The 17673-nt window shown below is 69.2% G+C and carries 15 protein-coding genes and 2 tRNA genes; 2 read left to right on the top strand and 15 right to left on the bottom strand.

From position 1 onward, the window contains the following. Positions 1 to 7: 7 nt before the first annotated feature. On the bottom strand, positions 8 to 643 hold the full coding sequence (locus SKED_RS00080; RefSeq protein WP_012865063.1) for an aminodeoxychorismate/anthranilate synthase component II: 636 nt from the start codon (positions 641 to 643) through the stop codon (positions 8 to 10). 138 nt (positions 644 to 781) lie between these two features. Further along, the gene (locus SKED_RS00075) at positions 782 to 1534 is read right to left on the bottom strand and encodes a DUF881 domain-containing protein (RefSeq protein ID WP_012865062.1); all 753 of its coding nucleotides are present in this window, start codon (positions 1532 to 1534) and stop codon (positions 782 to 784) included. A 93-nt stretch (positions 1535 to 1627) separates the two neighbouring features. On the opposite strand from SKED_RS00075, the gene SKED_RS00070 reads away from it, so the two are divergent. Next, positions 1628 to 1897, top strand: coding sequence for a cell division protein CrgA (locus SKED_RS00070; RefSeq protein WP_012865061.1), 270 nt, complete (start codon positions 1628 to 1630; stop codon positions 1895 to 1897). A gap of 233 nt (positions 1898 to 2130) precedes the next feature. Here the strand turns inward: SKED_RS00070 and SKED_RS00065 are convergent, their stop codons facing one another. Together SKED_RS00065 and SKED_RS00060 are read right to left on the bottom strand one after the other, a co-directional pair. Continuing rightward, a complete protein-coding gene (locus SKED_RS00065; RefSeq protein WP_342626429.1) occupies positions 2131 to 2865 on the bottom strand; it encodes a rhomboid family intramembrane serine protease in 735 nt (244 codons plus the stop codon). 155 nt (positions 2866 to 3020) lie between these two features. Then, the gene (locus SKED_RS00060; RefSeq protein ID WP_012865059.1) at positions 3021 to 3560 is read right to left on the bottom strand and encodes a peptidylprolyl isomerase; all 540 of its coding nucleotides are present in this window, start codon (positions 3558 to 3560) and stop codon (positions 3021 to 3023) included. Positions 3561 to 3706: 146 nt separating this feature from the next. Here SKED_RS00060 and SKED_RS00055 point away from each other — a divergent pair, with 146 nt between their 5' ends. Beyond that, a complete protein-coding gene (locus tag SKED_RS00055) occupies positions 3707 to 4786 on the top strand; it encodes a hypothetical protein (RefSeq protein ID WP_012865058.1) in 1080 nt (359 codons plus the stop codon). Between the two features lie 218 nt (positions 4787 to 5004). Here the strand turns inward: SKED_RS00055 and SKED_RS00050 are convergent. The 11 genes from SKED_RS00050 to dnaA form a co-directional block, all read right to left on the bottom strand. Beyond that, positions 5005 to 5077 (bottom strand) — tRNA-Ala (locus SKED_RS00050). Positions 5078 to 5105: 28 nt separating this feature from the next. Further along, positions 5106 to 5225, bottom strand: coding sequence for a DLW-39 family protein (locus SKED_RS20455; protein ID WP_012865057.1), 120 nt, complete (start codon positions 5223 to 5225; stop codon positions 5106 to 5108). 28 nt (positions 5226 to 5253) lie between these two features. Beyond that, a tRNA-Ile gene (locus SKED_RS00045) sits at positions 5254 to 5327 on the bottom strand. 120 nt (positions 5328 to 5447) lie between these two features. Further along, entirely contained in the window at positions 5448 to 6275 is an 828-nt protein-coding gene (locus SKED_RS20450) for a DUF3566 domain-containing protein (RefSeq protein WP_012865056.1), read from the bottom strand. Beyond that, positions 6272 to 8923, bottom strand: coding sequence for a DNA gyrase subunit A (gyrA, locus tag SKED_RS00035; RefSeq protein WP_012865055.1), 2652 nt, complete (start codon positions 8921 to 8923; stop codon positions 6272 to 6274). The genes SKED_RS20450 and gyrA overlap by 4 nt, the downstream gene beginning before the upstream one ends. Positions 8924 to 9021: 98 nt before the next feature. Next, positions 9022 to 11073 carry a DNA topoisomerase (ATP-hydrolyzing) subunit B gene (gene gyrB / locus SKED_RS00030; protein ID WP_012865054.1) on the bottom strand — a complete coding sequence of 684 codons (2052 nt, stop codon included), beginning with the start codon at positions 11071 to 11073 and terminating at the stop codon, positions 9022 to 9024. 295 nt (positions 11074 to 11368) lie between these two features. Further along, positions 11369 to 11959 (bottom strand): DciA family protein, encoded by a 591-nt coding sequence (locus SKED_RS00025; protein WP_012865053.1) that lies wholly within the window; start codon positions 11957 to 11959, stop codon positions 11369 to 11371. Then, the gene (gene recF / locus SKED_RS00020) at positions 11952 to 13196 is read right to left on the bottom strand and encodes a DNA replication/repair protein RecF (RefSeq protein WP_012865052.1); all 1245 of its coding nucleotides are present in this window, start codon (positions 13194 to 13196) and stop codon (positions 11952 to 11954) included. Before recF ends, SKED_RS00025 begins: the two co-directional genes overlap by 8 nt. A 90-nt stretch (positions 13197 to 13286) precedes the next feature. Next, on the bottom strand, positions 13287 to 14186 hold the full coding sequence (gnd, locus tag SKED_RS00015; protein ID WP_012865051.1) for a phosphogluconate dehydrogenase (NAD(+)-dependent, decarboxylating): 900 nt from the start codon (positions 14184 to 14186) through the stop codon (positions 13287 to 13289). Between the two features lie 20 nt (positions 14187 to 14206). After that, positions 14207 to 15337 (bottom strand): DNA polymerase III subunit beta, encoded by a 1131-nt coding sequence (dnaN, locus tag SKED_RS00010; RefSeq protein WP_012865050.1) that lies wholly within the window; start codon positions 15335 to 15337, stop codon positions 14207 to 14209. A 727-nt stretch (positions 15338 to 16064) separates the two neighbouring features. Next, complete coding sequence (gene dnaA / locus SKED_RS00005; protein WP_012865049.1) at positions 16065 to 17537, bottom strand: chromosomal replication initiator protein DnaA; 1473 nt, start codon at positions 17535 to 17537, stop codon at positions 16065 to 16067. Positions 17538 to 17673 lie beyond the last annotated feature (136 nt).

Here is a 17673-nt window from a genome sequence, read left to right as displayed (position 1 = left end):
GCTGCCGTCAGCGGTGCAGCAGCGGTGCCAGCCCCTCGGAGCGTGCGACGGCGTCGGTCGACCCGCAGATCTCTAGCCAGTTGGCCAGCAGCCGGTGGCCCCCCTCGGTGAGCACCGACTCGGGGTGGAACTGCACGCCGTGCAGGGGCAGCTCGCGGTGCGCGAGCCCCATGATGATGGTGCCGTGCGCGCCCTCGACCTCCGCCGTGACCTCGAGCTCGTCGGGCACCGTGCCGGTGACGACGGCGAGCGAGTGGTAGCGGGTGGCGGTGAAGGGGTGCGGCAGACCGGCGAGCACGCCGCCGTCACGGTGCGCGACCACGCTGGTCTTGCCGTGCATGAGCTCCGGCGCGTGGGTGACGGTCGCCCCGAAGGCCTCGCCGAGCGCCTGGTGCCCGAGGCACACGCCGAGCATCGGCGTCCCCGTGGCGGCGCAGTCGCGGATCACCTGGAGGCTCTGACCTGCCTCGGCCGGCGTCCCGGGGCCCGGGGACACGAGCACGCCGTCGTAGCCGGAGCGCTCCTCGAGCGCGGGCACGGCGTCGTTGCGGACGACGACGGTCTCTGCGCCGAGCTGCTGCAGGTATCCGACGATCGTGTAGACGAACGAGTCGTAGTTGTCGACGACGAGGATTCGGGTCATGACGGGTCTCCCGCTGGTGGTCCTGTGGTCGCGGTCCCGGCCCCGTCGACGCCCTGGTGGCCGTCCGGAGCGGCGAGTGCCGCTAGAGAAGAGGGTACGTGGGCTCGGGCCGCCATCGGTCCTCGGCCCGGTGCGCGGTCACCGGTACACGTCCACACCCTCGGGCACGGTGGCGTGCTCGAGGGTGAGCGATCCCGTGAAGGCCGGGACGTCGATCTGGTCCTGGCCCTGCACGTCGTAACCGAGGCCGACGGCGGCGACGTACTCCCGGTAGATGCTCAGCGGGCCCGAGGCGTCGAGCGCCGCGCGGAGCTGGTCGGGGTCGCCGACAGCCTCGACCACGTAGGGCGGGGAGTACACACGGCCGTGGAGCGAGAGCACGTTGCCGACGCAGCGGAACGCGGTGAGGGCGGTCACCCGCTCCCCCTGGAGCGTCATGGCCTCTGCTCCCCCGGCCCACAGCGCGTTGATGACGCCCTCGAGGTCCTGCTGGTGGACCACGAGGTCGTCCGGGACGATCTCCTCGGGCTGGGGCCTGTTGGTGGGCGCGTCGTCGAGCTGCACCCGCAGTCCGGGTCCTGTCACGGGGGTCATCCCGGCCTGGATGCCGGAGTTGACGTCGAGGACGGGGTCGAGGGTGGGCGCCTGCACGTCGAGCGAGGCGCTGAGGGTGTCGACGGTCGAGCGCAGGCCCTCCACCTCGGAGAGCAGCTCGTCGCCGCGGTCGACCTCCTGGCGTACCAGCTCCGCGAAGTTCTCGGGCTGACGGTTCTCCTCGCCGCCCGACAGGCGGGCGTTGGCGGTGAAGAGCAGCCCGGACAGGACGAGCACGAGGGTCACCGACAGGGTCGCCCGGATCGACGTCCTGCGGCCGTGCGTCTGAGGTGCCATGGTCCCAACTGTCCACTGTGTGCGGTGCGAGCGCTGCGTGCCACTACGCTAGTCGAGAATACGTCGTCGACCCATCGACAGGAGCCGGCTCCCGTGCCTGAATCGAAGCGCCGCAAGAAGGCCGCCCAGACCTCGTCTGCGCAGGCCTCCGCACCCAAGGTCAAGCAGGTCCGCGAGGGCAACCCGGCCTGGCTGGTGCCGACCATGATCACGATGTTCATCGTCGGGATCCTGTGGGTCGTCCTCTTCTACCTGACGTCGGGTGGCGCGCAGCTGCCGATCCCGCCGATCGGCCGGTGGAACATCCTCGTCGGGTTCATGATCCTGCTCGGCGGATTCGGTCTGTCGACCCGCTGGAAGTAGCTCCGCGAGCAGGCTCTGCGCCTGCCGGGCCCGAGGCCCTCGAGCGTGGCCACGTCGTCGACGTGCTGCCCGCTCGGGGGCCTTCTGCGTCCCTGCAGGAAAGGCGCCGAGATCGGGGGTGGCGTAGATCATGCACAGGCCTGTCCACAGATGTGGATAACTTACAGGTGTGTAGTTCCCGCAAGATCCTGCCGATCGCACCCGAGTATCCCCACCGCTGTGGACAGCGAGCTCTACGCCTGTGAATAACGCAGCAGGGCCGCACCGACCAGCACCACGGCGACCACGACCGTGACGAGCACGCTCACCACGGTGCGCCGCTCGCGCGGCGCGTAGGCGTACACGGCACCGAGCACGGTCCCGGTGACGAGCCCACCGAGGTGCCCCTGCCAGGAGATGTTCGGGACGACGAACCCGACCACGAGGTTGAGGCCGATGATCACGAGCATCCCGCGGGCCTCTTGCCCCATCTTGCGCATGACGACGAAGATCGCGCCGAACAGGCCGAACACCGCGCCGGAGGCTCCGACGGTCCCGGTGAACCACGAGGCACCGGAAGGGTCAGCGAGGAGGACCACCGCGACCTGCCCGCCGATCGCGGAGAGCAGGTAGAGGGCGGTGAACCGGACCCGACCGAGGAGGTTCTCGAGGTAGGGGCCGACGATCCACAGCGCGTACATGTTGAGCGCGATGTGGAAGAAGCTCGTGGAGTGCACGAAGGCGGCGGTGACGAAACGCCACGGCTCGATCTCGCCGAGGGCGGGCGAGAAGGCCAGCCGGCTCGTCCAGCCGCCCCACCCCATTGCGAGCTGGAGGACGTAGCTGGCGAGGCAGAGCCCGATGATGGTCCAGGTGACCACGGGCCGCCCGCCGCGCAGCGGCGCACCGAGGGCGGTGCGGTGCACGGGGGCGTTGCGCTGCGCCTCGCGGACGCAGTCGACGCACTGGACGCCGACGGAGGCCGGCACAGAGCACTCCGGGCACGACGGCCTGCCGCACCGCTGGCAGCGTACGTAGCTCACGCGGTCAGGGTGCCTCGGGCAGGTGGGGACGGTCTGGTCGGCCGCCCCGTGCGGCGTGCTCGGAGTGCTCATGCGTCGGTCGGGCAGCGGCGAGGAGCCGCTCAGTCCTCGATCGTGACGGACGTGATGGTGATGTCCTCGACCGGGCGGTCGCCGGGGCGCGTGGCCGCGGAGGCGATCGCGTCGACGACGGCACGGCTCGAGTCGTCGGCGACCTCACCGAAGATGGTGTGCTTGCCGTTGAGCCACGGGGTGGCCTCGACCGACACGAAGAACTGCGAGCCGTTGGTGCCCTCGGGCTGGCCGGTGATGGCGTTGCGGCGGGTGCCGGCGTTGGCCATGGCGAGCAGGTAGGGCTTGTTGAACGAGAGCTCGGGGTGGATCTCGTCGTCGAACTTGTAGCCGGGGTCTCCGGTACCGGTGCCGAGGGGGCAGCCACCCTGGATCATGAAGCCCGGGATGACGCGGTGGAAGATGAGGCCGTCGTAGAACGGCTCGTTGCTCTCGGCGCCCGTCTTGGGGTCCGTCCAGGTCTTGGAACCGGTCGCGAGACCGGTGAAGTTCTGCACCGTCTTCGGCGTGTGGTTGGGGAACAGCTCGATACGGATGTCACCAGCAGTGGTGTGGAGGGTTGCGAACATGCCGCCATTCTTCCACGGACGCCCGTCCTGTGGGCAGGACGCCTCAGAGTCGTCACAGGACGCCCACGCACGGCTCCGCTGCGTGCTCGCCCCTGAGGTGGCAGAGTGGTGGTAGGTGCATCCCACTACCCTCAGGGAGTTATTCAATGTTGGACGGAATCAAGGGCTCGGCCAAGGCTACGAGCGACAAGATCGACACCGACAAGATCAAGGACCAGGCCGCTGACCTGGCGTCGGTCCTCTCTGACGGTGCGCACCAGGCCGGCGAGAAGGCGACCGTCGTCGCCGGGCAGGCCCGCGAGGCTGCGCTGCAGGCCAAGGACTGGGGCACCCCGAAGGTCGAGGCCTTCGTCGAGTGGGTCACGCCGCGCCTCGAGCAGGCCTGGAACGAGTCGGTCAAGGCTGCTGCCCCCGCCGTCGAGAAGGCCGCCGGCAAGGCCTCCCCCGTCATCGACAGCGCGCACGACAAGCTCGTCGACGATCTGTTCCCCAAGATCGTCGCCGCGCTCAACGACGCCGCCAAGAACGCCGCAGACGCCACCCGCACCGCTGCCGACGCCACGGGTGAGGGTGCGAGCATCGTCGCCTCCAAGGCCTCCGCCGGTGCGTCGCACGTGGCCGAGTCGATCAAGGCCGCCTCGGAGAAGGCACCGATCAAGCTCTCCGACGCGGTCCACGCGGTCGAGAAGCACACCAAGAAGAAGCAGAAGAAGTCCGGCAAGGGCTGGTGGGTCGTCGCAGGCGTCGCCGCTGCGGGCGGGGCTCTCGTCCTGTGGCGCCGTGCCCAGCCGACCACGGACCCGTGGGCCGAGCCGTGGGAGAAGGTCGACTCCAGCACCGCGGACCAGGCCGAGCGCGCCGTGGGCGACGCTGCCGAGGCCGTCGGCGAGGCTGCCGGAGCTGCCGTCGCCAAGACCCGCGAGGTCTCGGGCAAGGTCGCCGACAAGGCCGAGGACCTCTCGGAGAAGGTCGCCGACAAGCTCTCCGAGGCCAAGGCCACCGCCAAGAAGACGACCTCGCGCGCGAAGTCGTCCGCACAGTCCGCCGGTGAGGACCTCGCCGAGGCTGGCGAGAACGCTGCCGACTCCGCCAAGAAGGCGGGCGAGGCCGTCGCCACGAAGATCGGCGAGAAGACCGCCGACGACGAGGACCAGGCCGTGAACAAGGCCGGCCAGAACGCCCCCGACTCCCACGAGTCCACCGGCACCGAGGGCACCAGCAAGTAGCTCTCGCAGCCTCTGTCGGGGCGACGGACGACGGCCACGGCTCTTCCCGAGTCGTGGCCGTCGTCATGTCCGGGATGCAACGCACGGCGCCTTGCCGGGGAGGCTGGCACCGGCACTCACAGGGCTCCGCAGCACCCTGCCCTGCGCCTCCGGGCCCTGAGACGCAGAACACCCCGCCGGATGACCGGCGGGGTGTTCTTGTTCGTGCTGTGTTCTTGTGGAGCCAAGGGGACTCGAACCCCTAACCCCCTGCTTGCAAAGCAGGTGCGCTACCAATTGCGCCATGGCCCCCAGCGCACCAGGTGCGCGTCGTGCCGGACTACTGGAACGTGTCCGTGACCTCAGACCACAGGTCACGCTCTGCGTTGTCCTCGGTGTACTTGCGCCAGACGGCGTACCCGATGCCTGCTACGGCCAGCGTGAACAACAGCTTCTTCATACGTTCCCCCTCTGGTGGGTTCCGACAGTGGGCCTTGGAGGACTTGAACCTCCGACCTCTTCGTTATCAGCGAAGCGCTCTAACCGCCTGAGCTAAAGGCCCGTGCGCACGTCAGGCGGCCTAGGGCCTCCGTGGTGCAGCGCTTGACCTTACCCCACGAGGGACGTGCGGCTCAAACTGAGCCGCTGTCACCTCTGAGAGCCGGTCTTGCGCTCGATGATCTTACTCGTCGATGAGCGTGAGGTGCACACCGCCCACGAGCGAGGCGACCACGTTGTACAGGAATGCCCCGATCGTCGCGAGCGCTGTGAGCAGCACCATGTCGACGATGGCGATGATCGTGGCGAGCGACACGACCCTCTTGAACTCGACGTACTGGAGGACGTTGACGTCGGCGGTGTCGCCGAGGACCTCCTGGACCAGCCTGTCGACCTCGGTGAACACGTACATGCCGTCGAGCACCATCCAGAACACGATGGTCGCGACGATCATCATGATGCCGAGAGCGATCGAGAGCAGGAACGAGAGCTTCATGGCCGACCACGGGTCGATCCGTGCGACGGCGAGACGGACGCGTCGGGGACCCGCGGCAGCCTTCTTCACGGCCGGGCTGGTCTGCGTCGTCGACGCTGCCGGCGTCGCTGAGGGCACCCCGGGAGTGCTGGTGCGGGGCACGGCGGTCGGCGTGGCGGCCGTGACCGTCCCGACCTTGCTGGGCCCCGTCGCCGGCGGGGCCGTGCTCGTGGCCCCCGTGGAGGGCTTCGTCGACGTGCTCGCGGCCTTCGCAGGTGTCTTCACGGCACTCTGCGCACCGGTCGATGTCGACGGCCCAGAGGGCTTGGTCGCGCCAGCGGGCTTCGAGGACCCGGAGACCTTGGTGGCGCCGGCTGCCGAGGTGGGCGAGGCGCTGCCCGGAGCCTTCTTGGGCGGCACGGAGGGCGGGTTCTGGCTCGCGGGCGGCGCCGGTGGTGCTGGCGGTCGCGAGGACGAGCTGCCCTGCGTGGGCTTGCTGCCCGCTGTGGTGGGCTTGCCGGTGGCGTCGCCGCTCATGCGTCCTCCTCGGATCCGGTGCTCAGGTCCGGGGTGACGACGGCGTCGTCAGGGTGCTGCTGGTCGTCGCTCGTGGTCACGGCGCCCCCGTCAGATCCCTCACCGGACTCTTCTGAGTCGATGTCGTCACCCAGGTTACGCTCGACGTTGCGCGCGACCGCGATGATGCGGTCGTTCTTGTCGGGCTTCGCGAAGGTGACGCCCTGCGTGGTTCGCCCGGTGAGGTGCACCTGGTTCACAGCAGATCGCACGATCTTGCCACGCTCCATGATGACCAGGACCTCGTCATCTTCGTCCGTGACCAGAGCCCCCACAAGATCTCCACGGGCCTCGACGAGGTTGGCGACCTTGATGCCGAGGCCTCCACGGCCCTGCACCCGGTACTCGTCGACGCTCGTGCGCTTGGCGAAACCGCCCTCGGTGACGACGAACAGGTGCGCACCGTCACGGACGACGTCCATGGCGAGCAGCTCGTCGTCCTCGCGGAACTTCATGCCGGTGACGCCTGAGGTGGCACGTCCCAGGGGGCGCATGGCCTCGTCGCTCGCGGTGAAGCGGATCGACTGGCCCTTGCGCGAGACGAGGATGAGGTCGTCGGTCGCGTCGACCAGGCGTGCCGAGACGAGCTCGTCCGGCTGGCCGTCTGCGTCCTCGCGCAGGTTGATGGCGATGACGCCACCGCTGCGGTTGGAGTCGTACTCGGACAGCCGGGTCTTCTTGACGGTCCCGCGACGGGTGGCCAGGACCAGGTAGTCGGCGACGTCGTAGTCGCGCAGGTCGAGGACCTGGGCGATCTTCTCGCCCGGCTGGAACGCCAGCAGGTTGGCGACGTGCTGACCCTTGGCGTCGCGGCCGCCCTCGGGCAGCTCGTACGCCTTGGCGCGGTACACGCGGCCGAGGTTGGTGAAGAAGAGCAGCCAGTGGTGCGTCGTCGTGACGAAGAAGTGGTCGACGATGTCGTCCTCGCGCAGCTGGGCGCCACGCACTCCCTTGCCGCCACGCTTCTGCGCGCGGTAGTTGTCGCTGCGCGTGCGCTTGGCGTAGCCGCCGCGGGTGATGGTGACGACCATCTCTTCTTCCGCGATGAGGTCTTCCATCGAGACCTCGCCGGCGTGCGGGAGGACCGTGGTGCGACGCTCGTCGCCGTACTTCGCGACCAGCTCGTTCAGCTCGTCGGAGACGATCTGACGCTGGCGCGACTCCTTCGCGAGGATGTCCTGGTACTCGAGGATCTCCTTCTCGAGCTTGTCGTGCTCGTCGATGATCTCCTGGCGCTGCAGGGCCGCGAGGCGGCGGAGCTGCATGTTGAGGATCGCGGTCGCCTGGATCTCGTCGATGTCGAGCATCTCGATGAGGCCCTGGCGCGCGCGGTCGGCGTCGGGGGAGCGGCGGATGAGCGCGATGACGTCGTCGAGGCGGTCGAGGGCCTTGAGGTACCCGCGGAAGATGTGGATCTTCGACTCGGCCTCGCGCAGCAGGAACGCCGTGCGACGGACGATGACCTCGAGCTGGTGGGCGACCCAGTGGCGGATGAACGCGTCGATGCTCAGCGTGCGCGGCACGCCGTCGACGAGCGCGAGCATGTTCGCGCCGAAGTTGTCCTGCAGCTGCGTGTGCTTGTAGAGGTTGTTGAGCACGACCTTCGCGACGGCGTCGCGCTTGAGCACGATCACCAGGCGCTGGCCGGTGCGGCCCGAGGTCTCGTCGCGGATGTCGGCGATCCCCTGGACGCGCCCGTCCTTGACGAGCTCGGCGATCTTCAGCGCGAGGGTGTCGGGGTTGACCTGGTACGGCAGCTCGGTGACGACGAGGCAGATCCGGTTCTGGATCTCCTCGACGTTGACGATCGCGCGCATGGTGATCGAGCCGCGGCCGGTGCGGTACGCGTCCTCGATGCCACGGTGGCCGAGGATCGTCGCGCCGGTGGGGAAGTCCGGGCCCTTGATGATGCGGATGAGCGAGTCGAGGACCTCTTCGGGCGAGGCGTCCGGGTGGTCGAGGTACCACTGGACACCCTCGGCGACCTCACGGAGGTTGTGCGGCGGGATGTTCGTCGCCATGCCGACGGCGATGCCGGAGGAGCCGTTGACCAGCAGGTTCGGGAACCGCGACGGCAGGATCGACGGCTCCTGGGTGCGGCCGTCGTAGTTGTCCTGGAAGTCGACGGTGTCCTTGTCGATGTCCCGGACCATCTCCATGGCGATCGGCGCCATCCGGCACTCGGTGTACCGCGGGGCAGCCGCGGGGTCGTTGCCGGGGGAGCCGAAGTTCCCCTGGCCGGCGACGAGCGGGTAGCGCAGCGACCAGTCCTGCACGAGGCGCACGAGCGCGTCGTAGATCGCGGTGTCACCGTGCGGGTGGAACTTCCCCATGACGTCGCCGACGACGCGGCTGCACTTGGAGAACGCGCGGTCGGGGCGGTAGCCGCCGTCGTACATCGCGTAGAGCACGCGCCGGTGGACGGGCTTGAGCCCGTCGCGCACCTCGGGGAGCGCTCGTCCGACGATGACGCTCATCGCGTAGTCGAGGTAGGAGCGCTGCATCTCGAGCTGGAGGTCGACGCTCTGGATGCGTCCGTGCTCGATGGCGAGCCCGTTCTCGCCGAGGATCTCGGGAGTGCTGGGCTCAGGTGTCAGATCGTCTGTCACGGTGTTCCTCGTTCTCGGTCCGGCGCGATCGCCGTATCGGTGTCAGGTCGTCAGGGCTGCGTGGTCGTACGACCGGCCGGGGCCGGTCACGACTGTCGCTAGATGTCCAGGAACCTGACGTCCTTGGCGTTGCGCTGGATGAAGTTGCGGCGGGACTCGACGTCCTCGCCCATGAGCACGGAGAAGATCTCGTCCGCGGCGGCCGCGTCGTCGAGCGTGACCTGCAGCAGCGTGCGGTGGTCGGGGTCCATGGTCGTGTCCCAGAGCTCGGAGTAGTCCATCTCGCCGAGACCCTTGTAGCGCTGGATGCCGTTGTCCTTGGGGATCCGCTTGCCGTTCGCGAGCCCTGCGGCGATGTACTCGTCGCGCTCACGGTCGGAGTACACGTAGTCGTGCTCGGCGTTGGACCACTTGATGCGGTACAGCGGCGGCTGCGCGAGGTAGACCATGCCGTGCTCGATGAGCGGGCGCATGTAGCGGAACAGCAGCGTGAGCAGCAGGGTGCAGATGTGCTGGCCGTCGACGTCGGCGTCGGCCATGAGCACGATCTTGTGGTACCTCAGCTTGGCGATGTCGAAGTCCTCGCCGATACCGGTCCCGAAGGCCGTGATGAGCGCCTGGACCTCCTGGTTGCCCAGCGCCTTGTCGAGGCGCGCACGCTCGACGTTGAGGATCTTGCCTCGGATGGGGAGGATCGCCTGGGTGCGCGGGTTGCGCCCGCGGACCGCGGAGCCACCTGCCGAGTCACCCTCGACGATGTAGACCTCGCACTCCTCGGGCTTGTTCGACTGGCAGTCGCGGAGCTTGCCCGGCATACCACCCGACTCGAGGAGCCCCTTGCGGCGGGTGGCCTCGCGGGCCTTGCGGGCGGCGAGGCGCGCCTGCGAGGCCTGGATCGCCTTGCGGATGATGTCCTTGGCCTCGACCGGGTGCGAGTCGAGCCAGTCGCCGAGCTGCTCGTTGACGACCGACTGGACGAAGGTCTTGGCCTCGGTGTTGCCGAGCTTCGTCTTGGTCTGGCCCTCGAACTGCGGCTCGCCGAGCTTGATCGAGATGACGGCCGTGAGGCCCTCGCGGATGTCGTCGCCCGTGAGGTTGTCGTCCTTCTCCTTGATGATGCCCTTGGCCCGCGCGTAGCGGTTGACCAGGGACGTCATCGCGGCGCGGAAGCCCTCTTCGTGAGTTCCGCCCTCGGTGGTGGAGATGGTGTTGGCGTAGGTGTGGACCGACTCCGAGTAGGCGTTGGTCCACTGCATCGCGACCTCGAGCGAGATCCGGCGCTCGGTGTCCTCCGACTCGAAGGCGATGATGTCCTCGTGGACGATCTCGACGCGCTTGGCGGAGTTGAGGTGGGCGACGTAGTCGAGCAGGCCGCGGTCGTACTTGTAGACGACGGTGCGCGCCTGCGCGCCGGCACCCTCGCCGTCCTCGGCACCGGTGACCTCGTCGTCGGTCTCGGCGACGTCGGAGCGCTCGTCGGTCAGCGAGATCTGCAGCCCCTTGTTGAGGAAGGCCATCTGCTGGAAGCGCGCGCGGAGCGTCTCGAAGTCGTACCGGGTGGTCTCGAAGATGCTGCCGTCGGCCCAGAAGGTCTGCTGCGTGCCGGTCTGGTCGGTCGCGTCGCCCTTGCGGAGCTCCCCGACGGGCTTGCCACCGTCGGCGAAGGACTGGTGCCACGTGAAGCCCTGGCGCCGGACGACGGTCTCGACGCGCGTCGACAGCGCGTTCACCACGGAGATGCCGACGCCGTGCAGACCGCCCGACACCGCGTAACCGCCGCCGCCGAACTTCCCGCCGGCGTGCAGGATCGTCATGACGACCTCGACCGTGGGACGCCCCTCGGTCGGGTGGATGTCGACGGGGATCCCTCGTCCGTTGTCGACGACCCGCACACCGCCGTCGTCGAGCAGCGTCACCTCGATGTGGTCGCAGTACCCGGCGAGAGCCTCGTCGACCGAGTTGTCCACGACCTCGTAGACGAGGTGGTGCAGACCGCGTTCTCCGGTCGAGCCGATGTACATGCCGGGGCGCTTGCGCACGGCCTCGAGCCCCTCGAGGACCGTGATGTCGCTGGCGCCGTACCCTCCGTCGACGGTTCCGGGGACGTGGGTCGACGGCTCGGAATCGGCGGCGTTGTTGAGTTCTGCCACGGCTGGTGGTGCTCCTAGTCCTCTTGCAGCGCGCACACAGCACGCATCGGGCGGACCTCACGTGCTCCGGGGTCCGACAGCGCTGCCGCAGCGGTTCGGCTGCTCTTTTCCGCCTGCGGGAAAGCGGACGGAATGACCGTCACAGTCTACCGGAAAGACGCTGATTCGCGGTGATTACAGGCCGATTTCCACAGGCCTTCCCACGGGTCGTCCCACGGGGCGGTGACGGGTGCGCCGACGAGGGCCCGTTGACCGGCCCCGCCAGCCGTGCTCGCGTCGCACCGGGGGGCGCCGGTCACCCGTAGGTGTCGCGCGCACCACGGCCCTGGACCGAGCGGAATCCCTTGCCGAACCCGGGTCCTGCTGGGCCCTGGACGGTGATCGTCTGGACCACGTCCTGGCCGACCTCGCGCTCCAGGACGCCGAGGAGCTGGGGGACGAGCAGACGGATCTGGGTCGCCCACGCCGTGGACGAGGCACGCACGGTGAGGATCCCGTTGTCGAAGGTCTCGGGCTCGCAGTGGTCCGCGATGTCGTCGCCCACCACCTCGCGCCAGCGCCCGATGACCCCTCCGACCGACACCTCCTGCACCCAGCCACGCTGCTCGAGGAACGCGGAGAGCGTCTCGGCGAACAGCTTCGGGTCGCGCCCGTCCTTGCCGGGGCCGCTGCGGCGCGGCTCGGCGAGGATGCGGCGGCGCTGGGCACCTGGGTAGAGGCCCTTCGCCTTCGCGGCCGCGCGGGCACGGTTGAGGGCCTCACGGGCGACGTCCCCGGGGGCCTTGAGCTCGATGATCTCGCTCACGGGGCGGTCGTCGGGCAGCCTCGGCCCGTCCTCCGGCTGCTCACCGCCGTCGGGCTCCGCCCCGTCCCTGGGGTCAGGCACGGGTCACCGTCCCCCCGGACACCGCGAGCCGTGCGCCGTCGAGCTGCGCGGGGATGTCCTCGCCGACAGCCGCCGTGATGAGCACCTGGCTCGCTCCGGCCACGAGCTCCGCCAGCCGGCCACGACGGCGGGAGTCGAGCTCGGCGAAGACGTCGTCGAGCACGAGGATCGGTTCGGTGTCCGGGCCGGTGTCGGCGAACCAGAAGGCGGCCTCCGCCGTCGACGGGTCTGGCCCGTCCGTGAGCAGGCGGTACGACGCGAGCCGCAGCGCCAGCGCGAAGGACCACGACTCGCCGTGGCTCGCGTACCCCTTGGCGGGGAGCCCGCCGAGCGTGAGCGTGAGGTCGTCGCGGTGCGGCCCGACCAGGCAGACCCCCCGCTCGAGCTCCTTGGGGCGGACGGCGGCGAGCGCCTCGAGCAGCCGGGCCTCGAGGTGCTCTGACGACGGCGCTCCGGCACCGGCGTCCGGTGCCGGCACGGGTTCTGCCGCGAGCCCGGAGATCGACCGGTCGTCCACGCCCGAGAGCACCGCATCGAGCGAGGACCTGTAGGCGATCTCCGCGTGGCCCTGCCCCGAGCTCACCTGGTCGTAGGCGACGGCGACGTGCGGCCGGAGTGCCGCGACGAGCTGGAGCCGTACCGCGACGATCTGCGCGCCGACCTGTGCGAGCTTGGCGTCCCAGACGTCGAGGGTCCGCAGGTCCGGCGGGTTGGAGGACCGTCGCGCGGCACCGGCAGACTTCAGCAGTGCGCTGCGCTGGCGCAGGACGCGCTCGTAGTCCGAGAACACGCCGGCCATCCGGGGGAGCAGCAGCACGGTGAGGTCGTCCAAGAACCGGCGGCGCGCGTCCGGGTCCCCCTTGACCAGGACGAGGTCCTCCGGGGCGAACAGCACCGTGCGGGCGATCCCCAGCACGTCGCGGGGGCGCTGCACGGGGGAGCGGTTGAGCTGCGCACGGTTGGCCCGACCCTGGGCGATCTCGATCTCGACGACGCTCGCCCGGTCGCCCCGCACGATCCTGGTGCGCACGACGGCGCGAGACGCCCCGGCCCGGATGAGCGCGGCGTCGGAGGAGACGCGGTGGCTGCCCAGCGTCGCCACGTACCCCAGGGCCTCGACGAGGTTGGTCTTGCCCTGGCCGTTCGGGCCGACGAGGGTCGTGACCCCGGGCTCGAGCTCGACGTCGACCTGCGTGTAGGAGCGGAAGTCGAGCAGCGAGAGGTGAGAGACGTGCATCAGTCGATCATGCCTGACCCGTGCGGGGACCTCGGACCCCGGCGGGGGACCAGCCGCTGGAGAGCAGCCGGGACCGCCGGGGACCGGTGGTCACTCGGGGCTCTGGCCTGCGGGACGGACGGCGTGGCCGCCGAACTGGTGGCGCAGGGCCGCGACGGCCTTCATCGCCGGGGACGCGCCCTGGCGCGAGGAGAACCGTGCGAACAGCGCTGCGGAGATGACCGGGAGCGGCACGGCCGAGTCGATCGCCTCGTCGACGGTCCACCGGCCCTCGCCAGAGTCCTCCACCCAGTCGCTGATCTCGTCGAGGGACGGGTCTTCCTCGAGGGCCTTGACGAGCAGGTCGAGCAGCCAGGAGCGCACGACGGTGCCGCGGCTCCACGCCTTGAGGGTGCCCGGGACGTCCGTGACGATGTCCTTGGCCTCGAGCAGCTCGAAGCCCTCGGCGTAGGCCTGCATGAGGCCGTACTCGATGCCGTTGTGGACCATCTTGGCGTAGTGGCCCGCGCCGACGGCCCCGGCGTGCACGAAGCCCTCGTCACGCGGTCCCTCGGGGCGGAGGGCGTCGAAGACCGGGAGCGCACGCTCGACGAGCGCCGCGTCACCGCCGACCATGAGGCCGTAGCCGTTCTCCAGGCCCCACACACCGCCCGAGACGCCGACGTCGAGGTACCCGATGCCGTGCTCGGCGAGTGCCTGCGCGTGCCTGGCATCGTCCTGGTAGTGCGAGTTCCCACCCTCGATGACGGTGTCACCCGGGGCGAGGAGCCCGGCGAGGGCGCTGACCACGCCGTGCGTGATGTCGCCGGCGGGCACCATGACCCAGACGAACCTCTCGCCGGCGGGGAGCGCGTCCACCAGCTCCGCGAGGGACCCGACGTCGGTCACCTCCGGGTTGCGGTCGTACCCGACGACGTCGATTCCTCCGGCGCGCAGACGGGTACGCATGTTCGCGCCCATCTTGCCCAGTCCGACAAGTCCGATGCGCATGTCACCCTCCTCAGGGAAGCTCAGCTGGCGAACCGGATCGGGACCAGCAGGTAGCGGTAGTGAGAGCTGTCCTCGCCGTCGAGGGAGTCCTGTCCGGTGAACTCCACCGGCTTGTTCGGGTGCGTGAAGCTCAGCCGGACGAAGTCCGTCCCGAGGGCGCCGAGCCCGTCGAGCAGGAACTGCGGGTTGAACGCCACGGAGATGTCCTCGCCGACGAGGACCGCCTCGAGCGCCTCGGAGGCCTGCGCGTCGTCGCCCTGGCCGGCGTCGAGGACGACCTGGCCCTCGGAGAAGCTCATCCGGATCGGGGTGTTGCGCTCGGCCACGAGAGCCACGCGCTTGGCGGCGTCGATCAGCGGCTGCGTCGGCACGACGGCGTGGATCGGGGTCTCGTCCGGGAACAGCCGTCGCACGTGGGGGTAGTCACCGTCGACGAGCAGGGAGGTGGTGTGGCGCCCGCCGGCCTCGAAGCCGACGAGGTCGACGCCCGTGCCGGTGGAGAGGGCCACGTTGACCTCGCCCGAGCCACCGAGCGACTTCGCGACGTCGGACAGGGTGCGTGCGCGGACCAGCGCGACGGTCGAGATGTCCGGCGACGCGGGCTTCCAGGTCATCTCGCGGAGCGCGAGGCGGTAGCGGTCGGTCGCCAGCATGGTGATCCGCTCGCCCTCGATCTCGACGCGGACGCCGGTGAGCAGGGGGAGGGTGTCGTCACGGCTCGCGGCGACGGTCACCTGCGCGACGGCGTGGGTGAGCTCGTCGCCCTGGACCGTGCCGCTGATCTCGGGCATGGAGGGCAGCGCGGGGTAGTCCTCGACCGGCATGGTGAGGAGCGTGAACCGGCTCGCGCCGCACACGACGGTGACCTTAGTGCCCTCGACGGTGAAGTCGACGGGCTTGGCGGGGAGGGCACGCGAGATCTCGGCGAGCAGGCGTCCGGACACGAGGATCACACCGGGCTCTGAGACCTCGGCGGGGATCTCCGAGCGTGCCGAGACCTCGTAGTCGAAGCTCGAGAGCCCGAGGGTGCCCTCGGCAGAGGCCTCGATCCGGACACCGGCGAGGACCGGTGCAGGCGGGCGGGTCGGCAGGGTGCGAGCCGTCCAGGTGACTGCCTCGGCAAGAACGTCGCGCTCAACCCGGAACTTCATCCCACACCTTCCTCGACCTGCACGCTGGGCAGGTCTTGTGTCCGTCCAGGAGGAGCCCCGACGTCCGTTGATCTTCTGGTGACTTCGTCGTGCTGCGCGTGCAGCGCCCTTCGCCGACCTTCTCGGGCCGGACCGGCGGCAGCCCTGACGGGGTGCGCACGCAGCAGAGGTCGAGACGGTCGTCCGGAGCAGGCACGTCTGACGAGCCCCCTCGCGTGGTTGAACCTTACGCGAGTCCGTCCCTGACTGGCGACCGAGGGTGTGGATGAGCCTCGAGGTCGTCCGAAGGTCCCGGTGAAGGGTGTTCACCGAGACTGCGCGGAGCTCTTCCGGAGCTCTGTGTGCACAGCACTTTGCGCTCATCTCGGACTTCTGGGCTCGGCTGATGAAGGTGAGTCGATTGTCTTCTGAGAGAGCAGTCGTAGTCGTAGTAGCCGTTGTGAATCGTGTGGAGATAGGGCGTCGTCGCAGGTCAGAACCGTTTTTTGGCTGTGTGCACAGCTGTTGCCGAACTGTGGACGACCAAGGGCGCCTGTGGATGACAACTTTTGAGCCACAGGCTGTCCACCGTGAACGCCGTTCGCGTCCACAAGATCCAAGGGCGTCGTCCACCGCTATCCACAGGCCTGTCCACAGCTGTGAACATTCGTCCCACGGCTGCTTCCGCGACACCTCCCGTCCACCTCGCGCCGCCTGCCGGAGCGGGCTGGCGGACGGTGGGCGGAGGTCAGCCGCGGTGCTGCTGCTTGATGCGGCTCGTGAGCTCGGTGACCTGGTTGAAGGTCGACCGGCGCTCCGCCATCTGCTCGGTGATCTTGCGGTTCGCGTGCATCACGGTCGTGTGGTCGCGGCCACCGAACTGCTGACCGATCTTGGGCAGCGAGAGGTCCGTGAGCTCGCGGCAGAGGTACATCGCGATCTGCCGGGCGGTGACGAGCACCCGAGAGCGCGAGCTGCCGCAGAGGTCGTCGATCGTCAGGCCGAAGTAGGCCGCCGTCTGGGCGATGACGCTGCCAGCGGTGATCTGCGAGGCGTCGTCGTCGGTGATGAGGTCCTTGAGGACGATCTCGGCGAGGGCGAGGTCGACCTGCTGCCGGTTGAGGTTCGCGAAGGCCGTGACGCGGATGAGTGCGCCCTCGAGCTCGCGGATGTTCGACGAGATCTTCGAGGCGATGTACTCGAGGACGTCGTCGGGCGCCGCGAGACGCTCGCCGCTGGCCTTCTTGCGGAGGATGGCGATGCGGGTCTCGAGGTCGGGCGGCTGGACGTCGGTGATGAGGCCCCACTCGAAGCGTGACCGGAGCCGGTCCTCGAAGCCGTTGAGCTGCTTGGGCGGCAGGTCCGAGGTGATGACGACCTGCTTGTTGGCGTTGTGGAGCGTGTTGAAGGTGTGGAAGAACTCCTCCATCGTCTGCTCCTTGCCCTGCAGGAACTGGATGTCGTCGATGAGGAGGAAGTCGACCTCGCGGTAGCGGCGCTGGAAGGCACCGGCCTTCTCGTCGCGGATCGAGTTGATGAAGTCGTTCGTGAACTCCTCGGAGTTGACGTACTTGACGCGGACCCCGGGGTAGAGGTTGTAGGCGTAGTGCCCGATCGCGTGGAGCAGGTGGGTCTTGCCCAGACCGGAGTCGCCGTAGATGAACAGCGGGTTGTAGGCCTTGGCAGGTGCCTCCGCCACGGCGACGGCCGCGGCGTGGGCGAAGCGGTTGGACGAGCCGATGACGAAGGTCTCGAACAGGTACTTCGGGTTGAGCAGGGCGGGCTCGACCGAGGTCGAGCCGCTGCCTGCCGAGCCCGACGACATGGAGGCGCGGCGACGGGAGATCTCGGCGATGTCGGCGTGGGCCGGGGGACCCTGACGCTCAGGTGCCGGTGCGGGCGCGTCGGTGGTGCTCGGCGACGACGTGGTCGAGGAGGACTCCTCGTCGAACCCGAGCTCGGGGTCGACGGTGATCGCGAAGCGCGCGTCGCGCCCCAGCGCGTTCGACAGCGCCTGGACGACCTCGGCACGGACCCGGGTCTCGAGGAAGTCGCGCGTGTGGTCGTTGGCGACAGCGATGATCACGGTGCCGTCGAACAGCCCGAGCGGCTTGGCGAGCTTCACGAAGGCCAGCTGGCGAGGCGTGATGTCCGGGCTGGCCTCGAGCTCGGCGATGGCCTGCTTCCAGATCTCGCTGATGTTGTCGTCTGTGGTCGCCACGTGGTCTTCCTGTTGGTCACGATGTCCCGGGAGGGGTGTCGCGCTCCCGAGTGCCGAGCCCCGCGCCGGTGCTGTGCACCCGGTGGAGAACTGGACCAGCAGTCTCGCACGGGGAGACGCTGTCCACATAGTTTTC

Source organism: Sanguibacter keddieii DSM 10542 (genome assembly GCF_000024925.1).
GTDB lineage: Bacteria > Actinomycetota > Actinomycetes > Actinomycetales > Cellulomonadaceae > Sanguibacter > Sanguibacter keddieii.
Note: the sequence above shows the minus strand (reverse complement) of the source record. Positions and strands in the feature narration are given on the sequence as shown.